Source organism: Streptomyces sp. NPDC028305, assembly GCF_055569495.1.
On sequence record NZ_JBVHTN010000007.1, the window covers coordinates 175,621 to 193,708 of the forward strand.

Annotated in this window: 17 protein-coding genes; 9 read left to right on the forward strand and 8 right to left on the reverse strand. The window is 73.5% G+C overall.

Going from position 1 to position 18,088, the window contains the following annotated elements:
* Positions 1-76 precede the first annotated feature (76 nt).
* Both ACZ4WQ_RS30565 and ACZ4WQ_RS30570 read right to left on the reverse strand, forming a co-directional pair.
* Positions 77-316 carry a DUF397 domain-containing protein gene (locus ACZ4WQ_RS30565; RefSeq protein ID WP_311730611.1) on the reverse strand — a complete coding sequence of 80 codons (240 nt, stop codon included), beginning with the start codon at positions 314-316 and terminating at the stop codon, positions 77-79.
* A gap of 1 nt (position 317) precedes the next feature.
* A complete protein-coding gene (locus ACZ4WQ_RS30570; RefSeq protein WP_311730654.1) occupies positions 318-1,139 on the reverse strand; it encodes a helix-turn-helix domain-containing protein in 822 nt (273 codons plus the stop codon).
* A gap of 298 nt (positions 1,140-1,437) precedes the next feature.
* Here ACZ4WQ_RS30570 and ACZ4WQ_RS30575 point away from each other — a divergent pair, with 298 nt between their 5' ends.
* Positions 1,438-2,865: a hypothetical protein gene (locus ACZ4WQ_RS30575; RefSeq protein ID WP_398373227.1), complete on the forward strand. Its 1,428-nt coding sequence runs from the start codon at positions 1,438-1,440 to the stop codon at positions 2,863-2,865.
* Between the two features lie 273 nt (positions 2,866-3,138).
* Here the strand turns inward: ACZ4WQ_RS30575 and ACZ4WQ_RS30580 are convergent, their stop codons facing one another.
* Positions 3,139-3,963 (reverse strand): SDR family NAD(P)-dependent oxidoreductase, encoded by an 825-nt coding sequence (locus ACZ4WQ_RS30580; protein WP_311730613.1) that lies wholly within the window; start codon positions 3,961-3,963, stop codon positions 3,139-3,141.
* Between the two features lie 395 nt (positions 3,964-4,358).
* On the opposite strand from ACZ4WQ_RS30580, the gene ACZ4WQ_RS30585 reads away from it, so the two are divergent.
* Both ACZ4WQ_RS30585 and ACZ4WQ_RS30590 read left to right on the forward strand, forming a co-directional pair.
* Positions 4,359-4,784 carry an ATP-binding protein gene (locus tag ACZ4WQ_RS30585; protein ID WP_311730614.1) on the forward strand — a complete coding sequence of 142 codons (426 nt, stop codon included), beginning with the start codon at positions 4,359-4,361 and terminating at the stop codon, positions 4,782-4,784.
* Between the two features lie 98 nt (positions 4,785-4,882).
* Positions 4,883-5,386: a hypothetical protein gene (locus ACZ4WQ_RS30590; RefSeq protein ID WP_385336594.1), complete on the forward strand. Its 504-nt coding sequence runs from the start codon at positions 4,883-4,885 to the stop codon at positions 5,384-5,386.
* 13 nt (positions 5,387-5,399) lie between these two features.
* Here the strand turns inward: ACZ4WQ_RS30590 and ACZ4WQ_RS30595 are convergent, their stop codons facing one another.
* Both ACZ4WQ_RS30595 and ACZ4WQ_RS30600 read right to left on the reverse strand, forming a co-directional pair.
* Positions 5,400-6,251, reverse strand: coding sequence for an NAD(P)H-binding protein (locus tag ACZ4WQ_RS30595; RefSeq protein ID WP_385336597.1), 852 nt, complete (start codon positions 6,249-6,251; stop codon positions 5,400-5,402).
* Entirely contained in the window at positions 6,244-6,756 is a 513-nt protein-coding gene (locus ACZ4WQ_RS30600) for a nuclear transport factor 2 family protein (protein WP_385336600.1), read from the reverse strand. Before ACZ4WQ_RS30600 ends, ACZ4WQ_RS30595 begins: the two co-directional genes overlap by 8 nt.
* Positions 6,757-6,894: 138 nt before the next feature.
* On the opposite strand from ACZ4WQ_RS30600, the gene ACZ4WQ_RS30605 reads away from it, so the two are divergent.
* The 3 genes from ACZ4WQ_RS30605 (at position 6,895) to ACZ4WQ_RS30615 (ending at position 10,985) form a co-directional block, all read left to right on the forward strand.
* Complete coding sequence (locus ACZ4WQ_RS30605) at positions 6,895-7,512, forward strand: TetR/AcrR family transcriptional regulator (protein WP_385336603.1); 618 nt, start codon at positions 6,895-6,897, stop codon at positions 7,510-7,512.
* 142 nt (positions 7,513-7,654) lie between these two features.
* Entirely contained in the window at positions 7,655-9,739 is a 2,085-nt protein-coding gene (locus ACZ4WQ_RS30610) for a SpoIIE family protein phosphatase (protein WP_398373232.1), read from the forward strand.
* A gap of 121 nt (positions 9,740-9,860) precedes the next feature.
* Entirely contained in the window at positions 9,861-10,985 is a 1,125-nt protein-coding gene (locus ACZ4WQ_RS30615) for an asparaginase (protein ID WP_311730620.1), read from the forward strand.
* A gap of 55 nt (positions 10,986-11,040) precedes the next feature.
* Here ACZ4WQ_RS30615 and ligD read toward each other — a convergent pair whose 3' ends face one another.
* Positions 11,041-12,045 (reverse strand): non-homologous end-joining DNA ligase, encoded by a 1,005-nt coding sequence (ligD, locus tag ACZ4WQ_RS30620; protein ID WP_385336610.1) that lies wholly within the window; start codon positions 12,043-12,045, stop codon positions 11,041-11,043.
* A gap of 241 nt (positions 12,046-12,286) precedes the next feature.
* Here ligD and ACZ4WQ_RS30625 point away from each other — a divergent pair, with 241 nt between their 5' ends.
* The gene (locus tag ACZ4WQ_RS30625; RefSeq protein ID WP_398373235.1) at positions 12,287-13,348 is read left to right on the forward strand and encodes an ATP-dependent DNA ligase; all 1,062 of its coding nucleotides are present in this window, start codon (positions 12,287-12,289) and stop codon (positions 13,346-13,348) included.
* A gap of 103 nt (positions 13,349-13,451) precedes the next feature.
* Here ACZ4WQ_RS30625 and ACZ4WQ_RS30630 read toward each other — a convergent pair whose 3' ends face one another.
* Both ACZ4WQ_RS30630 and ACZ4WQ_RS30635 read right to left on the reverse strand, forming a co-directional pair.
* Positions 13,452-14,156 (reverse strand): dienelactone hydrolase family protein, encoded by a 705-nt coding sequence (locus ACZ4WQ_RS30630; protein WP_311730623.1) that lies wholly within the window; start codon positions 14,154-14,156, stop codon positions 13,452-13,454.
* 22 nt (positions 14,157-14,178) lie between these two features.
* On the reverse strand, positions 14,179-14,964 hold the full coding sequence (locus tag ACZ4WQ_RS30635; protein WP_385336617.1) for a SigB/SigF/SigG family RNA polymerase sigma factor: 786 nt from the start codon (positions 14,962-14,964) through the stop codon (positions 14,179-14,181).
* A gap of 258 nt (positions 14,965-15,222) precedes the next feature.
* Between ACZ4WQ_RS30635 and ACZ4WQ_RS30640 the strand changes: the two genes are divergently transcribed.
* A complete protein-coding gene (locus ACZ4WQ_RS30640; RefSeq protein WP_311730626.1) occupies positions 15,223-15,831 on the forward strand; it encodes an HhH-GPD-type base excision DNA repair protein in 609 nt (202 codons plus the stop codon).
* 539 nt (positions 15,832-16,370) lie between these two features.
* Positions 16,371-18,077, forward strand: coding sequence for an ABC transporter ATP-binding protein (locus ACZ4WQ_RS30645; RefSeq protein WP_398373238.1), 1,707 nt, complete (start codon positions 16,371-16,373; stop codon positions 18,075-18,077).
* The last annotated feature ends 11 nt before the right edge of the window (positions 18,078-18,088 follow it).

Below are 18,088 nucleotides of genomic sequence, written 5' to 3' on the forward strand. Positions count from 1 at the left end.
CGGGTTGTGCGGTTGTGCGGGCGTAGTGGTTGCCGGGACGGCTTGCGGGGTGGTTTCCGTGGGTGTCGGGGGCCGGTCAGGCGATCAGGAAGTCCGCCCGGCCGGCCTTCGCGGCCTCCAGGAACGAGGCCACCTCGGCCCGGGAGTAGATCAGGGCGGGGCCGGCCGGGTCCGTGGACTGGCGGAGCGCGACCCGGCCGTCCGGCAGCTTCTTGGCCTCGATGCAGGTGCCTCCGTTGGTTCCGCTCCAGGGCTTCTCCCAGCCCTCCGTGCCGAGGTCCAAGGCCGGCATTCCGCTGTAGACCGGGTCCGTCATGTCAGAGCTCCTTACGCAGTTCGGCCAGGATGGGAATGGTCTCGCCGACCGGCTCGGCCTGGACGGCCATCCGGTCCAGCACCTCGAGACAGGTGACGACCTCGCCCGGCTGGTCCACGTAGACCGCGCCGGTCACGCTCTCGGTGTAGACGACGTCGGGCAGTTCGGAGAATCCGAACCGGAAGTAGTGCAGGGGACCGAAGGCCCCGGGGTGCGGGCCCGCCGCGAACCGCATGATCTGAAGCCGGACCTTGGGCGCCGCCAGGGCCTCGACGAGATGGTCGATCTGCCGGCGCATCACCTCGGGCCCGCCCACGGGGCGGCGCAGCGCCGTCTCCTCCAGGATGGCCCAGATGGCCGGGGCGTCCGGCTTGGAGAGCAGGCTCTGGCGCTTGACGCGCAGGGCGATCCGGCGCTCGATCTCCTCGTCCGTGTGATTGGGAAACCCGGCGCGCAGCACCGCGCGGGCGTAGTCCTCGGTCTGGAGCAGACCGGGGACGTAGTGGGGTTCATAGGCGCGGATGACGGTGGCCTCGCTCTCCAGGCTCACATACGCGCTGAACCACTCCGGCACCACATCGCGGAACTGGTGCCACCAGCCGGGCTGGTTGGCCTCCCGGGTCAGATCCAGGAAGTCGTCTATCTCGGGGGAGGGGACGCCATAGGTCCGCAACAGCTCCTTGACGTACGGGATCTTCAGGCCGACCTCGGCCTTCTCCATCCGGCGCACCGTCAGCGGGGTGACCTCGACGGCCCGGGCCGCCTCCTCGAACGACACCTTGGCCCGCTCCCGCAGATGGCGCAGGCGCTTGCCCAGGACCATGCGTAAGACGGTGGGGGCGGCGCTCCCCGGCCGTGCCTCACTCACGTCCTGCCTCCCGGAATCACCGTCATGTGGGTGCAGTGTGCCACGACCTGATAGCACCGGACAGAGCGATGCGGATCGTTCTGAAATTATCAGGACGAAGGTTGCGAGCTGAGTCTGTCGGCGCGCATAGTGGGCACGTGACCCATCTCACGCACCACGGCTGGTGCCCTCAACCGGCCTTGTCCGATAAGGCGTTACGGGTACTCAGCAGCTCCGCACCGCGCGGCCCGGTCCCGAGCGGCCCGATCCAGGAGTGGCCCCGGTGACCCGCGGCGCGGCGCCGGGCACCCGGCACCAGGGCTCGCCCCCCAACCAGGCGCTGGCCGCGGCCCTCAGAGAATCCGGCTGCTCATACGCCTCACTGGCGCTGCGCGTCAATGAACTGGGCCGCTGTCAGGGACACTCCTCCAACTACGACAAGGCGTCCGTCACCCGCTGGCTCCAGGGCGGCCAGCCCCGCGGTACGACGCCCGAACTGATCGCGGCCGTGCTCTCCCACCGGCTCGGCCGGCCGGTGGCCCCCGCCGAGCTCGGCTTCATCCCCGACCGACAGCGCCCGGTCGTCGCAAGGGCGCTGGCCTACCGGGAGGACGTGGCGGAAACCTTGCACACGCTCGCCGAACTCGGCTCCACCGACATATCCCGCCGCAGCCTGCTGGGCGCGGTCCCCTTCGTCGCCGGCGCGCTGGTGACCCCGCAGCGCGAATGGCTGCTGTGGCTGGTCGAGAACCAGGGCACCGCCGGCCCGGCCGCAGGCGATCCGGCCGCGGCCGCCGACGCCGGCCGGATCGAGCAGGTCCGCGCCGCGATCAGCATGTTCGACGAGATGGACAACCGTTTCGGCGGCGGCCAGGTCCGCGCCAGCATCGTCCTGTATCTGTCGACCGAGGTCGTCCCCATGCTCCAGCGGCGCGGCGTGGCCACGGGTGAGCGGCGGGAACTGTTCACCGCCGCCGCCAAGCTGGCCGCGATGGCCGGCTGGAGCAGCTACGACAACGCCGAATACGGCCTGGCGCAGCGCTATATGACCCAGGCGCTGCGGCTGTGCGCCGAAGGCGGCGACCGGGTCCTCGGCGGCCAGATCCTGGCCGGGCTGTCCCATCTGGCCACCAACCTCGGCCAGCCCCAGGCCGGGGTCGAGCTGGCCCGGGTGGGCGTGGCCACGGCCAGGAACGCGGGCAGCCCGCTGGGGCTGATGCGCCTGCACGCGATGGCGGCCCGCGGACACGCCGCCCTCGACGAGCCCCGCGAGGCCACCCGCGCGCTGCGCGCGGCGGACACCGCGCTGGAGGCGAGCCGGGGCGCGGAGGAGGAGTCGGAGTGGGTCCGCTTCCTCGACCACCACTATCTGGCGGCCGAGGCCGCCCTGTGCTTCCGCGACCTGGGCAGCGCGGCCGAGGCCGAGCGCGCGGCGGACAAGTCGGTGCGGGCCAACGGCGACCGGCGCCGCCGCCAGGCCATCAGCCGCTCGGTCCTGGCCACCGCGCATTTGCAGCAGAACCGGCTCGACGAGGCCATCGGCACCGCCGACGCGGCGCTGAGCGCGCTCAGCGGTGTGCACAGCGAGCGCTCGGTCCAGGCCCTGCGCGACTTCCGCGGCCGGCTGCGGCCGCACCGCGGCGAACCCATGGTCCGCGACTTCGAGCTCCGGTCCCGGACCCTGCTCGGCGCTGCGGCCTGAGGCGCGTCCCACGCGACTCCCGCCCACAGCTCCTTCCGGGCTCCACCGCCATGCGGCCCGGAAGGGGACCTCGCCCGGACCCTGCGCCGCCGGGGGTGCGCAGGGACGGGCGCGGCCCACTTCCCGGCAGCGCCCGAACCATGGGCTCTGCCCCTGGACCCCTGGGTCCGGGGCAGCGGCCCCGCGCGGCGCGGCCGCATATCGACAGGCCGCGGAGGTGTCTGGCGGACCTTTCCCCGGCCCGCCGCGGCGTCAAGATCCGCCGGACAGGGCCTAATACCCCTCCGGGGTCGGCGCGTTCTGGGCGCGGTCGACGGGGAGATGCGCGCCGGAGACGCCGCTGGCGGCGTCCGACAGCAGGAACGCGACGACCCGGGCCACCTCCTGTGGCGCGACCAGCTCGCCCTGCGGAAACTCCGCCGCGAACCTGGCGAACGCCTCCGGCTCCGCGCCGCGCATCCGGTCCCAGCGCTTCCCGGGGATGAGCATCGACCCGGGGGAGACGGCGTTCACCCGGATGCCGTCGGGCCCGAGTTCGCGGGCCAGCGAGGCGGCCAGGTGGATCTGGGCGGCCTTCGCCGCGCCGTACTGGGCCTGCGGTCCCGGCTTCCAGCCGGATATGGACGCGATGACCACGACCGATCCGCCCCCGGCCGCGCGCAGATGCGGCGCGGCGGCCCGCACCAGCCGGGCGGTGTGACCGACGTTCAACTCCCAGGTGGCGGCCCAGTCGTGGGCGTCCGCGTCCTCCAGACCGCCCCCGTGCGCGCCGCCCGCACAGGCCACCACGCCGTCCAGACCGCCGAAACGCGCCGCTGAGGCATCGACGAACGCCTCCAGCCGTCCCGCCTCGACGACATCGAGCGCCCGGCTGAACAGAGCATTCCGCTCCGGCCCGCGCAACGACCGTGACAGGGCGGCCAGATCGTGCGCCGTCCGTGCGCAGGTTGCGACCGCCGCGCCATCCGCCAGCAACAGTCGTACGATCTGCTCACCCAAGCCCCGGGTGCCTCCGGTGACCACGATCCGCTTGCCATTCACCCCGGACCACCCCGCAGGCCAGGGCTGATGCCCGCGGTCCTCACTCGCGCTCGCCACGCCCGGACCGTACAGTCCCCGCGGTGTGCGACCCGAACCACTACGCCCGTACAACCGAACAACCCCCGTGCCCCCTCGCCGACCGGACCGTCCAACCGTTTGTCTACGTGAACGGTGACTGACGCACGTCCCGCGCTGTCTTCGAAGGAGGATTCCATGCCGCAACCCGGCACCCACCGTGACCGGGCCGCAGCCGCCCGCGGTAGTCGGCCCCGGTGGGTGGGCCGAGGGGCGCGCACCCCCCGCCCCCGGCGAGGATGCCGCGGTGGGGGCCGTCGGCATGCGCTTACCCGCTTAGCAGGGCATCAACCACCCGCGGCGCCGGGCGCGTTACGGGCGCGCCGGGCCCACGGGGCAGGGCGGGCGGGGCAGGCTCGACAGGCGGTGAGGGGCCGGTGATCTCCTTGGCGACCCGCCGCTTCTTCCGGGCCGAGTTCCCGGCCCGGACCGACCGGGCCTTCGCCGTCCGCCGGATGCTCACCGCCTTCCTGAAGTACTGGAAGCTCGACCAGGCCGTGGACAGCGCCGTGCTGGCCACCAACGAGCTGTTCGCGAACGCGGTGGAGCACGGCAGCAGCGGCCCCGACGACACCGTCACCGTCACGGTGGGTGTGGAGCCCGCCGGGGACGAGCTGCGCATCGAGGTGGCCGACGGCTCGCCGGTCCCGCCGGTCTTCCGCGCGGCGGCCGAGACCGAGGAGTGCGGGCGGGGGCTGGCCATCGTCGACGGCCTGGCCAGCGCCTGGGGCACCGATCCGCCGGACGGGGACGGCGCGGGCAAGAAGGTGTGGTTCACGCTGGCGCTCGACCGGGCGCGGTAGCCCCGGCGGCAGGACGGGCCGACGGGGAAGTGGCAGAGCGCGGGGCCTCCGGGCAGCGGTGCGGACAGCGGACGGGACAGTGGGGGAGCGGAGGCGCTATGCGTAGGCCAGGCACCGTGGAGACCGGCGCGGCCGACTGGCTGCTGTCGTCGACCGGCGAGGAGCCCGGCCGGGTGCGCCTCCAGTGGGCCAGCGGCGACGGCCTCGCCGACCTCCCGGTGGGCCCGCTCTTCGATCTGGTCCGGATGTCCGACGACGTCGGGTTCGCGGTGGTCCAGGAGCTGCGGGGGCGCGACGCGGCGATCGGCCCGGTGATGCTGGCCACCGCCAGCCATGTGCTGTCGTTCCTCGTGCCGCCGGGCTCGGCCCGGGAGTGGAAGGCGTGGCTGGAGGGGACCGGGTACGGCCGCCGCCGCGCCGTGGCCGCCGCCGGGCCGGGCCGGGTGCTGCGCTGCCCCCGGCCCGGCTGCGTACGGCAGGGCCACATCTGGCTGGTCGTGCCGGGCGGCCCGCTCACCGACAGCCGGGTGTTATGGGCCGCGCTGCGGGACAGCGCCCCGCCCCGGCCCCGGGACCGCGCCTCGTACGCGCTCTTCCGGTAGTTCCGGCGCGCGCTCAGGCCCAGGCCGCGCGGTGTTCGACGGCGAAGTCGCGGAAGGAGCGGGGGGCGCGCCCGGTGACCCGGAGCACCGTGTCGGTCGTGCGGTCCTCCGCGCCGCGCCGGATGTCCTCGTCGAGCCCGGCCAGCATGGCGGCGAACTCCTTCGGGTATCCCGCGTCGGTCAGCCGCCCGGCCAGGGCCGCGGTGTCCACCGCGACATGGCGGACGGCCCGGCCGGAGACCTCGGCGATGATGCGCGCGGCGTCGCCGTAGCCGATCGCCTCGGGCCCGGTGATGATGTGCGCGGTGTCGTGCGGCCGTTCGTCCAGGAGGGCCCGCGCCGCGACGGCGGCGATGTCGCCCGCGTCGACGAAGCCGACCCTGGCGTCCCCGGTGGCGGTGACGATCTCGCCGGTCGCGCGGATCGCCTGGGCCACCGGGTGGTCGCGGGTGAAGTTCTGCATGAACCAGGAGGGCCGCAGCACCGTCCACTCGGGCGCGGTCTCCTGGACGAGCCGGTGCAGCGAGCCGAGCCCCGGCGTCTCGGCGGTGACCGCGGAGGAGCTGAGCAGCACCACGCGCCGTACGCCCTGGCGGACCGCGTCGGCCAGGAACGGCTCGACCAGCGACAGCGGCTCGGCCTCCGCCACCGGGGCGATGAGGTACAGGTGGGTCGCCCCGCGCAGCGCCGCGGCGTGGGTGGCCGGGTCGCGCCAGTCGAACCGGACGGTCTCGTGCGGCCCCGCCGCGGGGGCCGGGCGGCGGGCGGCCGCCCTGATCCGGGCGCCCCGCGCGGCGAGAAGCGGCAGCAGCCGGGAGCCGGTGTTCCCGGTCGCGCCGGTGACCAGGACGGTGGGTTCAGCCATCGGCCCGGCCCTCCGCGTACGCGGCGGTCAGCTCGTCGAGGATGCCCAGCGTGTGGCCGGCGGCGAGCGGGTTCCAGTAGTCGCGGTAGGCGGTGATCTCGCCGTCCTCGACCGTGATGAAGGCGACGTACGCCATGCGGTACGGGCGGCCGGTGCGGACGGCGACGCCCTCCACCGCGAACTCGACGATCAGCGTGTCCGGGTCTTCGGTCCGGTGTCTGACGTCATGGGTCACCGTGCGCACGTCCAGATGGTCGGTGTAGTCGCGCACATACTCCCGCACCGCCTCGCGCCCCTCCAGCCGGCTCGGCCGGCCGGGCGGCGCGAACGGGAACTCCATGGTCCCGTCGGCCGCCCACAGATCGGCGAACCCGAGCATGTCGTGGGCGAGCAGCAGTTCCTTGGCCCGGTCGAACACCTCGGCGGCCGTACGGGGGGTACGGGGACGGGGACGGTCCGCGGGATCGGGCTGCCCGGTGGGGGCGGTCCGGTGGGTTGTCTTCATGAGCGAGCACCCTCGTGAGTGAGCTGTGGAGCAGTGATGGAGCAATGATGGAAGGGTCGGACGGAACGGTACCGTTCCGTCGTCTTCCCGAGCGTAAACGGGACGGGACCGTTCCGTCCATCTGTTACCCTCGCCCGTATGCCTGAGCCGACCCGACGCGCCCCGAGCGGCGCCGCCGCCCTGCGCGCCGACAAGACCGCGGCCATCGGCGAGGCCGTGCTCGACGAACTCGCCGAACACGGCTACGGGCGGCTCTCGATGGAGGCCGTGGCCAAACGGGCCGGGGTCGGCAAGAGCGCCCTGTACCGCCGCTGGCCCTCCAAGCAGCACATGATCATCGCGGTCGTCTCCGAGCTGAGCGTCGAGCGCCTGGAGGCCCCCGACACCGGCTCGCTGCGCGACGATGTGCTGGCCCTGCTGCGCTCGGTGGCCGACTGGCTCACCCATCCGCGGTTCTCGCGGATCTTCCCGGACCTGATCGCCGAGGCGCACCGCGACCCCGCGCTGGCCGAGGCGCTGGCCAGGAGCGTCGGCGAGCCGCGCCGCTCGCGCGCCGTCGTGGTCCTGGACCGGGCGGTGCGGCGCGGCGAGCTGCCCCCGGACACGGACCGCGAGACGGCGCTCGACCTGCTCGCCGCGCTGGTCCACTGGCATGTGTCCGTCCGTGGCGTGCGGCCCGACGCCGACTATCTGGAGCGCACCACCGAGACCGTGCTGCGCGCGCTGTCCGCCCGGCCGCGGCCCGTCACCCCCTGAACGCCCGCCGCGTGACCTGGGTGTGCGGGCCCGCGCCCGGAGAGGTATGACAGAAGAAGGGCACTCCGGAGGCCCGCCCGGCCGACCGTTGGTGCCACGTCGGCCCGCCCCTGCGTACGGGCAGCGGGAATGAGGTGCCGGGATGACTGCGCAAGACCGCCCGCGAGGGGACGGCGAGGCGGTGGCCCCGGCCGACCTGGCCGCCGCCCCGGGAGGTCTCCTCGATCTGCTGCGGGTCGCCGCGGTGGTGCTGGACAGCGACGGCCGCATCGCCCTGTGGAGCCCGGAGGCCGAGCGGCTGCTGGGCTACCGCGCCGCCGAGGCCCTGGGGCGCAACGCCGCCCGGCTGCTGGTCGACCGCGAGAACCGGCGGTCCGCGGCGGAGCTGTTCGCCCAGGTGCGCGCGGGCAAGATGTGGGCGGGGGTCTTCCCGGTCCGTCACAAGGACGGCGGCGCCCTGCGGGTGGAGTTCCGCACCATGGGCCTGCGGGACTCCCGCGGCGACGCCTACGCCCTGGGGCTCGCCGCCGACGAGGGCACCGTACGGCAGCTGGAGACCGACCTGGCCGTCTCCGGCTTCCTGGTCGAGCAGTCGCCCGTGGGCCTCGCCGTGTTCGACACGGACCTGCGGTGGGCCCTGGCCAACCCGGCCCTGCGGAAGATGAACGGCCTGTCGCAGGAGCGGGTGCGCGGCCGGCGCCTCGCGGAGATGTTGCCCCACATGGACACCCGGGCCATCGAGGCCGCGATGCTGCACGTCATGGAGACCGGGCGGCCGCTGCTCGACCAGCAGACCGTCGGCCGCACCCCGGCCGACCCGGACCACGACCACGCCTGGTCGGAGTCGTACTACCGGCTGGAGGACCCCAGCGGGCGCGTCCTGGGCGTCGCGATCTCGGTGATCGATGTGTCCAGACGCCACCGGGCGACCAGCGAGATCTCCGAGGCCCGCGAGCGGCTGGGCCTCATCGCCGAGGCCGGGGTGCGCATCGGCACCACCTTGGACCTGCGGCAGACCGCCCAGGAGCTGGCCGATGTGACCGTGCCCCGGCTGGCCGACCTCGCCGCCGTGGATGTGCTGGACGCCGTGGTGCACCGCGAGCCCATGGCCCGGGTGGGCACGGACGGCTCGGCCCGCTTCCGGGCGCTGGCCGTGGCGGCGGGCTACCCCACCGACGCCGTGCACGCCGCGGACCCGGTCGGCGAGATCGCCCGGTACGACCCGAGCCGCATGATCACCCGCTGTGTCCGCGAGGCCCAGCCGATCTTCGTGCCCCAGGTGACCGACGAGGACCTGCGCCGCATCGCGCGGGACGAGGCGGCCACCGCCGTGCTGCGCAAGGAGGGCGTCCACTCCTATCTCGCGGCCCCGCTGATCGCCCGCGGCAGCGTGCTCGGCACCCTCAGCCTGCACCGCACGATCAACGACCGCCCCTTCGACGAGCAGGACCTCACCCTCGCCTGCGAACTGGCCACCCGCGCCGCGCTGTGCATCGACAACGCCCGGCTGTACGCCCGGGAGCGCGACGCCGCGCTCACCCTCCAGCGCAGCCTGCTGTCCCAGCAGCCGCGCGACCTGGACGGCCTGGAGATCGCCTCGCGATATCTGCCCGCGGTCAGCGCGGCCGGCGGCGACTGGTTCGACGTGCTGGCGCTCAAGGACGGCAAGGTGGCCCTGGTGGTCGGGGACGTGATGGGCAAGGGCATCCACGCCGCCGCGATCATGGGCCAACTGCGCACCGCCACCCGGGCCTTCGCCCAGCTCGACCTGGCCCCCGCCGAACTGCTGCGCCACCTCGACGACATCACCACCACCCTGGGCGACTCCATCGCCACCTGTCTGTACGCGGTCTGCGACACGCGCAGCGGCCGGTGCCGGATGTCCACCGCCGGCCATCTGCCACCGGTGCTGGTGCCCCCGGGAGGACAGGCCGAACTCCTCGAGATGCCCAGCGGCGCACCGCTGGGCGTGGGCGGCGTGCCCTTCGCCCCGGCCGAGTGCGAACTGTCGCCGGGCACCCTGCTGGCCCTGTTCACCGACGGTCTGGTCGAGAAGCGCCACCAGTCCATCGACGTGGGTCTGCGCACCCTGCTGGAGCTGCTGAGCCGTCAACAGGGCCCGCTGGAGCGCACCTGCGACCAGGTGCTGGCCGCCCTGCACGGGGCGCCCGACGACGATGTGGCGCTGCTCCTGGCCCGGCTTCGCGCCCCGGCCCCAGGAGGGTAGGAACTCCTGGCGCGGACGGCAATCCCCAGTTCACGATCACCGAACGCCCGGGAAACATGTATGCGGAAAGTTTCCGTCCGCCTGGTTCACATCACCCCCGGCCGAGGAGACCATCCCACCGATGCGCAAGCTCACCCGCCGCTCCACCGTGCTGCTCACCCTCATCTCCCTCGCCCTCGGCACGACCGCCTCGGTCGCCGGAGCGGAGCCCGACAAGAAGCCCCTGCCGAAGGTCGCCGTCATCGGCACCGGCGGCACCATCTCCGGCGTCAGCAAGAGCCGGGTGTCCTTCCAGGACTACGAGTCCGGGAAGCTGCCGGTGTCCAAGCTGGTCGACGACCTCAAGCCGGAGGTGGACACGGTCGCCGACGTCTCCACCGAGCAGTTCGGCAACAAGGGCTCCAGCGGCTACTCGATCGCCGACTACCGCAGACTCACGGCCGCGGTCGACAAGGCGCTGAAGACGAACGACGGGGTCGTGGTCACCACCGGCACCGACACCATGGAGGAGTTCGCGTACTGGCTCGACCTGACCGTCCGCAGCGACAAGCCGGTCGTCCTCACCGGCTCGATGCGCCCCTGGACGGTGATCGGCACCGACGCGCCCGCCAACCTCTACAACGCCATCCACCTGGCCGCCAGCTCCAAGACCACCTGCTACGGCACCGTCCTGATGCTCAACGACCAGATCCAGGCCGCCCGTGAGGTCCGCAAGACGGACGCGCTGCGGATGGACACGTTCACCAGCGGAGCCAGCGGCGAACTCGGCGTCGTCGACCAGGACAACATCCGGCTCAACCGCGCGCCCGCGCGCGTCCAGCAGTGCGGCAGGAAGTCCTGGCAGACCCCCTTCGACCTGGACAAGATCGCCGAGAAGGGCCTGCCCAAGGTCGAGATCGCCTACAGCTACCAGGACGCCGGCGGCGAGGCGGTCAAGGCCTTCGCCGACGCCGGGGCGGACGGGGTGGTGACCGCGGGCACCGGCGCGGGCGGCATCTCCCCGCAGATGTCCGCGGCGCGCAAGGAAGCCGTCAAGAACGGCGTGCTCTTCGCCGCCACGACCCGCACCGGCTCCGGCGCCGTCTACGACACAAACACCGACGGCGTCATCGGCGCCGCGGACCTCACCCCGCAGAAGGCCCGGCTGCTGCTCCTGCTGTCGCTCGCCGCGACGCACGACCAGAACCGGATCCGCGGCTGGTTCGCCACCCTGGGCACCGCCGAGTTCACCTCCCCCAAGAGCTGATTCCGAAGCTGTGAGGGGTGTGGCCGTCCGGCCACACCCCTCACTTCTCGGTGCGTCACTTCTTGGCGCGGCTCGGCTGCACCCGCTTCGGCTCGCCCTTCACCTTCGGATGCTCGGGCGGATACGGCAGATCGCCCAGGCCGTGCTCCCGCTCGTCCCGCTCGGCCAGCTCCAGCGCGGCCTCCAGCCGACAGGGCTGCCCTTCCATGTCGGCGTGCACATCGCCCAGTTCCCGGAACCGCACCGGCATGGTGGCCAGGTCGAAGTCCTCCGGCCGGGCGTCCGGCACCTCCTCCCAGCGCAGCGGCGCCGAGACCGGGGCATCCGCCCGGGGGCGTACGGAATAGGCGCTGGCGATGGTCCGGTCGCGGGCCGTCTGGTTGTAGTCCACGAACACCTTCTCGCCGCGCTCCTCCTTCCACCACGCCGTGGTGATCCGCCGTGGCGCGCGCCGCTCCAGTTCGCGGGCGATGGCGATCGCGGCCCGGCGCACCTGGGTGAACGTCCACACCGGCTCGATGGGCACGAACACATGCAGCCCGCGGCCGCCGGACGTCTTCGGCCACCCCCGCAGCCCCAGCCCCTCCAGCACCGGCCGCAGCTCCCCGGCCGCCCACACCGCGTCCTCGTAACCGGTGCCCGGCTGCGGGTCCAGATCGATCCGCAGCTCGTCGGGGTGGTCGGTGTCCTGACGCCGCACCGGCCACGGGTGGAAGGTCAGACACCCCAGATTCGCCGCCCACACCACGGCCCCGGCCTCGGTGGGGCAGATCTCGTCCGCGTGGCGCCCGCTGGGGAAGGAGATCCGCCCGGTCGGAATCCACTCGGGCAGGTTCTTCGGCGCCCGCTTCTGGAAGAACGACTCGCCCTCTACGCCGTCCGGGTAGCGCTCCAGCATCGTCGGCCGGTCCCGCAGCGCCCGCAGGATGCCGTCGCCCACCGCCAGGTAGTAGCGGGCGACGTCCAGCTTGGTGAAGCCCCGCCGCGGAAAATAGACCTTGCCGGGGTTGGTCAGCCGTACCGTGCGCTCGCCGACCGTGAGCTCCGCCGTCTCTCCCATGACCCCACGCTAGGGCCTGTCGTCAAAGGGGGCGACCGGCCGCGAGCGGCGTCTGGCGCGGTGGATCGCAAGGCGGAGCATCGTCCTCGTACTGGGCGTACTTGGACGATGCGACAACGCAGCGAGGCGCCGTGCCAGGCGTCGGGAGCAGGACGCCCCCTTTGACGACAGGTCCTAGGCCCGCGCGCCCCCGGCCACCTCCCGGCGGGCGCGCGGCCCGCGAGGGACAGACAATCGGGGCATGGACCTTCCGGTCATGCCGCCCGTGGAGCCGATGCTGGCCAAGTCCGCGGCCGCCATCCCGCCGGGCATGCGGTACGAGGCGAAATGGGACGGCTTCCGGGCCATCGTGTTCCGCGACGGGGACGAGGTCGAGCTGGTCAGCCGCTCGGGCAAGCCGCTGACGCGCTACTTTCCGGAGCTGGTCGACGCCCTGCGCGCGAATCTGCCGCCGCGCTGCGTCCTCGACGGCGAGATCGTGATCGCCCGCGGGGGCCGTCTGGACTTCGACGCGCTCCTGGAACGCATCCACCCCGCCGCGTCGCGGGTGCGCCACCTCGCCGAGGTGACCCCGGCGAGCTTCGTCGCCTTCGACCTGCTGGCGCTGGGCGACGAGTCCCTGATGGACACGCCCCTGCGGCAGCGGCGGGACGCGCTGACCGAGGCGCTGAGCGCCGCCGCCGACCCGGTCCACACCGCGCCCTGGACCGATGACATCGAGGTCGCGGAGCGGTGGTTCCAGCAGTTCGAGGGGGCGGGCCTGGACGGCGTCATCGCCAAGCGCCCCGACCTCGGCTACCGGCCGGGGGAGCGGGTCATGGTCAAGGTCAAGCACGAGCGGACCGCGGACTGCGTGGTGGCGGGCATGCGGCCGCACAAGTCCGGCCCGGTCGTCGGCTCGCTGCTGCTGGGCCTGTACGACGCCTCGGGCCGGCTCCAGCACGTCGGCGTGTGCGGCGCCTTCTCCATGCGGCGGCGCCAGGAGCTCATGGCCGAGCTGGAGCCGCTGCGGATGGACTCCTTGGGCGGGCACCCCTGGGCCGACTGGGCCGGCGAGGAGGCGCAGACGCGCGGCCGGATGCCCGGCGCGCCCAGCCGCTGGACCGGCGTCAAGGACCTGTCGTGGGTGCCGCTGCGGCCGGAGCGGGTGTGCGAGGTGGCGTACGACCATATGCAGGGCGACCGCTTCCGCCACACGGCCCGGTTCCGCCGCTGGCGGCCCGACCGCGAGCCGCACGGCTGCACATACAGCCAGCTGGAGGAGCCGGTGCGCTACGACCTCGGCGAGGTGCTGGGCGGCTGACGCACACTCAGCGCCCCTCGGCGCCCCCTCCGTGCCCCCCGAGCGCCCCGGCCGTGCTCCCCCGTGCGACCCGGGGGCGTAACGCGTGTGCCCTCGGGTGCGCTCAGGGCCGCCGGGGGGACCGCCGGGAGCCGCCCGGGCCTCCGGCGGGGGCGGCGGTCATGTCCAGGAACCAGTCGCGGGCCGCCGCGGCCGCCTGGTCCAGCGTCCCGGGCTCCTCGAACAGATGGGTCGCACCGGGCACCACATGCAGGGAGTGCGGCGCCGCGAGCATGGCCGCCGCCTGCTCGTTGAGCCGCAGCACCTCACGGTCCTCGCCGCCCACCACCAGCAGCACCGGGGCGCGGACCCGGGAGAGCGCGCCGCCCGCCAGATCGGGCCGGCCGCCCCGGGACACCACGGCCCGCACCCGCTCCGGCCGCTCCGCCGCGGCCACCAGCGCCGCCGCCGCGCCCGTGCTGGCGCCGAACAGCCCGACCGGCAGCGCGGCGGTCTTCGGGTGCCCGCCGAGCCAGTCCACCGCCGCCACCAGGCGCCGGCCCAGCAGGGGGATGTCGAAGCGGTGCTCGGCGGTGATCGCGTCCACCCGCTCCTCGTCCAGGGTGAGCAGGTCGAACAGCAGCGTCCCCAGGCCCGCCCGCTGAAGCACCTCGGCCACCGCGCGATTGCGCGGGCTGTGCCGGGAGCTGCCGCTGCCGTGGGCGAAGGCCACCATGCCGCCGGACCCCTCGGGCACCACCAGGTCGCCCACGAGCATCGCGCCGTCCGCGGCGATGCGGGCCGTCTCGTCCTCGGGCTCCGGGGCCATCGGCCACCTCCTCCTGCGCGGCTCAGGCATGGGCCAGCAGGCCCTGCCTCAATTCGCTGTACAGCCGGGAGAGCCTGCGGGAGATGTGCATCTGCGAGAAGCCGAGGATCTCGCCGATCTGGCTCTGCGAGAGGCCGACGAAGAACCGCAGATACAGGACGTAACGGTCCTGCTCCGAGAGGTGGGTGATCAGCGCCCGGAGCGCCTCCCGGTTGACGACGCGCTCGATCGCCGCGTCGTCCGCGCCCACCGTCTCGGCGAGCAGCCGCTCCTCGGCACCCTGGACGGCGGCGTTGAGGGAGAGCGGGGTGCACGAGGCGCTGGCCTCCAGGCCCGCTTTCACATCTTCCTTGGGCATGCCGGTGCGGGTGGATATCTCGGTGATGGTGGGGGCGCGGCCGCCGAGTTCCTGTTCCAGCGCGTCGCGCGCCGAGCGGGTGCGGGAGCGGACCTCCTGGATATTGCGGGGGACGTGCAGCGTCCACAGATAGTCGCGGAAGTGCCGCTTGAGTTCGCCGGTGATGACGGGGATCGCATACGAGGGAAATGCGTGACCGAGGTCGGGGTCGTAGCGGTCGACCGCCTTCACCAGGGCGAGCGAGGCGACCTGGGTGAGGTCTTCCATATTCTCGCCCTTATTGCGGAAACGCAGCGCCAGGCGTTTTGCCACGGGCAGCCAGGCGCAGATGATCGCCTCTCGCAGGGCGTCGCGCTCCGGTCCCGGCCGCAATCGGGAAAGGCGAGCGAAGTCACCGTCGGTATCGGGAGTGTCGTCATGGCGCCGGTGGCGAGTCGCGGTTGCTGACATGGTCACTCGTCTCCGTGGTCCGATGTCACATCCAGCCCGCGGCACATGAGGTTCGCTGATGTCCCGCTTGCTCGGCCTCCCCCGGCTGTCGCCGGGAGATACCCCCTTTGTGGTTGATCGAATTCACGGTCGCCACCAGATTCGCACGGTCCCGAATGCCTCGCAATTCGGCCGAATTGACCCCCGTGCCTCCCCCGTGCGGGGGAAGCCGGCCGGGGGAGGCTGGTTCGGCCCCGCCGCGAGGGGTATCCGGGCGGGATGGACGTCACCCTTCGCCTCGCCCAGCAGCCCGAGGCCGACGCACTGCTCGGGCGCAGCCCGCTGGCCGCGCTGACCGGCATGCTGCTCGACCAGCAGGTGCCCATGGAGTGGGCCTTCTCCGGCCCGTACACCATCGCGCGGCGCATGGGCGGTGACGACCTGGACGCGCACGAGATCGCCGCCTGCGACCCGGAGCGGTTCGCGGAGGTGCTGTCGGCCAAGCCCGCGGTGCACCGGTATCCGGGGTCCATGGCCAGGCGGGTGCAGCAGCTGTGCCAGTACCTGGTCGATCAGTACGACGGCGACGCGGCCGCGCTGTGGCGGGACGTCGCCACTGGCGAGGAGCTGCTCGGCCGGCTGAACGCGCTGCCCGGCTTCGGCAGGCAGAAGTCGCAGATCTTCCTGGCGCTGCTCGGCAAGCAGTTCGGCGTGCGGCCGAAGGGCTGGCGCGAGGCGGCGGGCCTCTACGGCGAGGAGGGCTCGTACCGCTCGGTCGCGGACATCACCGGACCCGAGTCGCTGGACAAGGTCCGCGCCTTCAAGCAGCAGGCCAAACAGGCCGCGAAGGCGGCCAAGACCGCCACCCCGAAGCGGCCCAAGCCCTAAGGCCCCGTCCGGCGGATCTTGACGCCTGCGGCGGGCCCACGCGGCGGAGCCGCACATCGACGGGGGCCGGGAAGGGGCGGGGAACAGAACCAAGGTGTGGCTCCGCCGCGTGGCCGCCGGACACCCCCTGGCCGCGGGCCTGCCGGGTCAGTGGTCCGGGGGCTGGAGAAGGGTCCGGGACCGGGTCGGGGCCGGGTGGGTGCGGGACCGGGTCCGGCGCCGGGCCGGGCGGCGGACCGGGCGTGGGGCCCGGGGGTGGCGGGCTCGGCGGCGGGCTGGGTACGGGGTCGGGCGGCGGCCCGGGCGCCGGCCCCGGCTCGGGGCCCGGTCCCTGCCCGCCGGGGCCGGGCGACGGCGGCGCGGGGGCGCGGTCGTCGGGGAAGAGGCGCCGGGGATCGGCCTGCCGTGTCACGGTGACCTCCAGAATTCGTGCGACGGCCACTCATCCATCGCGCCGCGAGTGCCCCGCCCGCCCCCGGCCATGCCTGCCGGAAAATCCATCGTCGGGCGGGGAACGGCATCGCTAGCATCGGCGTGCCATGCGACGCTTCCCTGATCCGGAACCCGGAATCCCAGACCATCGGTCACCCATATCCTATCTGTTATGGCTCGCCCGTGATCTCCGCAATTCAATTCTCCTCGGCATTTTGTGGGGAATTCTCTGCGTGCTGGCCCAGGCGTTCGTACCGGCCGCGATCGGGGCCGCCATCGACGACGGGATCGTCGACCGGGACCGCCGGGCGCTGCTGCTGTGGGGCGGCGCCGTGCTGCTGCTCGGCGTGGTCCAGGCCGTCACGGGGATCCTGCGGGACCGCGCCACCCTCACCACCCGGCTCGGCGCCTCGTACCGCACCATGCAGCTCATCACCCGACAGACCGCCGGGCTCGGCGCCACCCTGCCCAAGCGCATGGCCAAGGGGGAGATCGTCAACGCCGGAGTGGCGGACATCGACCGGATCGGCGAGGCGCTGGCCGGCACCGCCCGCGGCAGCGGCGCGGTCGTGGCCATCGCCGCCATCGCCGCGATCATGCTGGACGCCTCCTGGCGGCTCGGCGCCGTGGTGCTGGCCGGTGTGCCGCTCATGGTCTGGGCGGTCGCGCTGCTGATCCGCCCGCTGCACCGGCGCCAGGAGCGGCTGCGCGAGCACCAGGCCGAACTGACCGGCCGGGCCGTCGACATCGTCAGCGGACTGCGCGTGCTGCGCGGCATCGGCGGCGAGGCGGTCTTCGCCGGGCGCTATCGCGCCGACTCCCAGCGGCTGCGCGGCGCGGGGGTGGCGCTGGCCCGGGTCGACGCCCTGTTCGGCGCCGTCAAGGTGCTGCTCCCGTCCTTGCTGACCTGCGCCGTGGTCTGGCTGGGGGCCCGTTCCGTGGAGTCCGGCCGGATCGGCGCCGGGCAGTTCGTCGCGTTCTACGGCTACGCCGTCTACCTGGTCGACCCGCTGCGCCGGCTCACCGACGCCGTCGGGCAGATCACCCGGGGCCATGTCGCCGCCCGCGGCGTCACCCGCTTTCTCGCGCTCGCGCCCGAACTCGCCTCCGGCACCGATCGGCCCCGGTCTCGCACCGGCCCCCTGGCCGACCCCGACTCGGGGCTGACCGTGGCACCGGGCCGGTTCACGGCTGTGGCCTGCGCCTCCCCGGCCGACGCCGCCACCCTCGCCGACCGGCTCGGCCGCTACACCGACTCCGCCGTCACCTGGCAGGACACTCCGCTCGCCGATCTGCCCCTCGCGGAGGTGCGGCGGCGCATCCTCGTCGCCACCAACGACGATGTGCTCTTCGCCGGCCCGCTGAGTGCCGAACTGGACCCCGCCGGGCCCCGTCCGGGCTCCCGCGAACTGCTGGAGAGGGCGCTGGACACCGCCTCGGCGCGCGACATCGTCGAGGCCCTGCCGGACGGGCCGGACACCGTGATCGCCGCGTCCGGACGCGACCTCTCCGGCGGCCAGCAGCAGCGGCTGCGCCTGGTACGGGCGCTCATGGCCGACCCGGAGGTGCTGGTCCTGGTCGAGCCCACCAGCGCGGTCGACGCCCACACCGAGGCCCGCGTCGCCCGCGGGCTCGGCGCCCATCGCGCGGGCCGCACCACCGTCGTGTTCACCACCAGCCCGATCCTGCTCGACCGGGCGGATCACGTCGTCTACGTGGAGAACGCCAAGGCCGTCGCCCACGGCACGCACGGCGAACTGCTCGGCGACCCCCGCTACCGGGCCGTGGTCGCCCGCGAGGAGGAAACGATATGAGCGCGCCAGGA

What these genes read in the sequence shown, in the direction of transcription:
- ACZ4WQ_RS30565 (WP_311730611.1), bottom strand. Translation starts at nt 316, where the DNA reads ATGACGGACCCGGTCTACAGCGGAATGCCGGCCTTGGACCTCGGCACG.
- ACZ4WQ_RS30570 (WP_311730654.1), bottom strand. Translation starts at nt 1,139, where the DNA reads ATGGTCCTGGGCAAGCGCCTGCGCCATCTGCGGGAGCGGGCCAAGGTG.
- ACZ4WQ_RS30590 (WP_385336594.1), top strand. Translation starts at nt 4,883, where the DNA reads ATGCGTAGGCCAGGCACCGTGGAGACCGGCGCGGCCGACTGGCTGCTG.
- ACZ4WQ_RS30595 (WP_385336597.1), bottom strand. Translation starts at nt 6,251, where the DNA reads ATGGCTGAACCCACCGTCCTGGTCACCGGCGCGACCGGGAACACCGGC.
- ACZ4WQ_RS30600 (WP_385336600.1), bottom strand. Translation starts at nt 6,756, where the DNA reads ATGAAGACAACCCACCGGACCGCCCCCACCGGGCAGCCCGATCCCGCG.
- ACZ4WQ_RS30605 (WP_385336603.1), top strand. Translation starts at nt 6,895, where the DNA reads ATGCCTGAGCCGACCCGACGCGCCCCGAGCGGCGCCGCCGCCCTGCGC.
- ACZ4WQ_RS30610 (WP_398373232.1), top strand. Translation starts at nt 7,655, where the DNA reads ATGACTGCGCAAGACCGCCCGCGAGGGGACGGCGAGGCGGTGGCCCCG.
- ACZ4WQ_RS30615 (WP_311730620.1), top strand. Translation starts at nt 9,861, where the DNA reads ATGCGCAAGCTCACCCGCCGCTCCACCGTGCTGCTCACCCTCATCTCC.
- ligD (WP_385336610.1), bottom strand. Translation starts at nt 12,045, where the DNA reads ATGGGAGAGACGGCGGAGCTCACGGTCGGCGAGCGCACGGTACGGCTG.
- ACZ4WQ_RS30625 (WP_398373235.1), top strand. Translation starts at nt 12,287, where the DNA reads ATGGACCTTCCGGTCATGCCGCCCGTGGAGCCGATGCTGGCCAAGTCC.
- ACZ4WQ_RS30630 (WP_311730623.1), bottom strand. Translation starts at nt 14,156, where the DNA reads ATGGCCCCGGAGCCCGAGGACGAGACGGCCCGCATCGCCGCGGACGGC.
- ACZ4WQ_RS30635 (WP_385336617.1), bottom strand. Translation starts at nt 14,964, where the DNA reads ATGTCAGCAACCGCGACTCGCCACCGGCGCCATGACGACACTCCCGAT.
- ACZ4WQ_RS30640 (WP_311730626.1), top strand. Translation starts at nt 15,223, where the DNA reads ATGGACGTCACCCTTCGCCTCGCCCAGCAGCCCGAGGCCGACGCACTG.
- ACZ4WQ_RS30645 (WP_398373238.1), top strand. Translation starts at nt 16,371, where the DNA reads ATGCGACGCTTCCCTGATCCGGAACCCGGAATCCCAGACCATCGGTCA.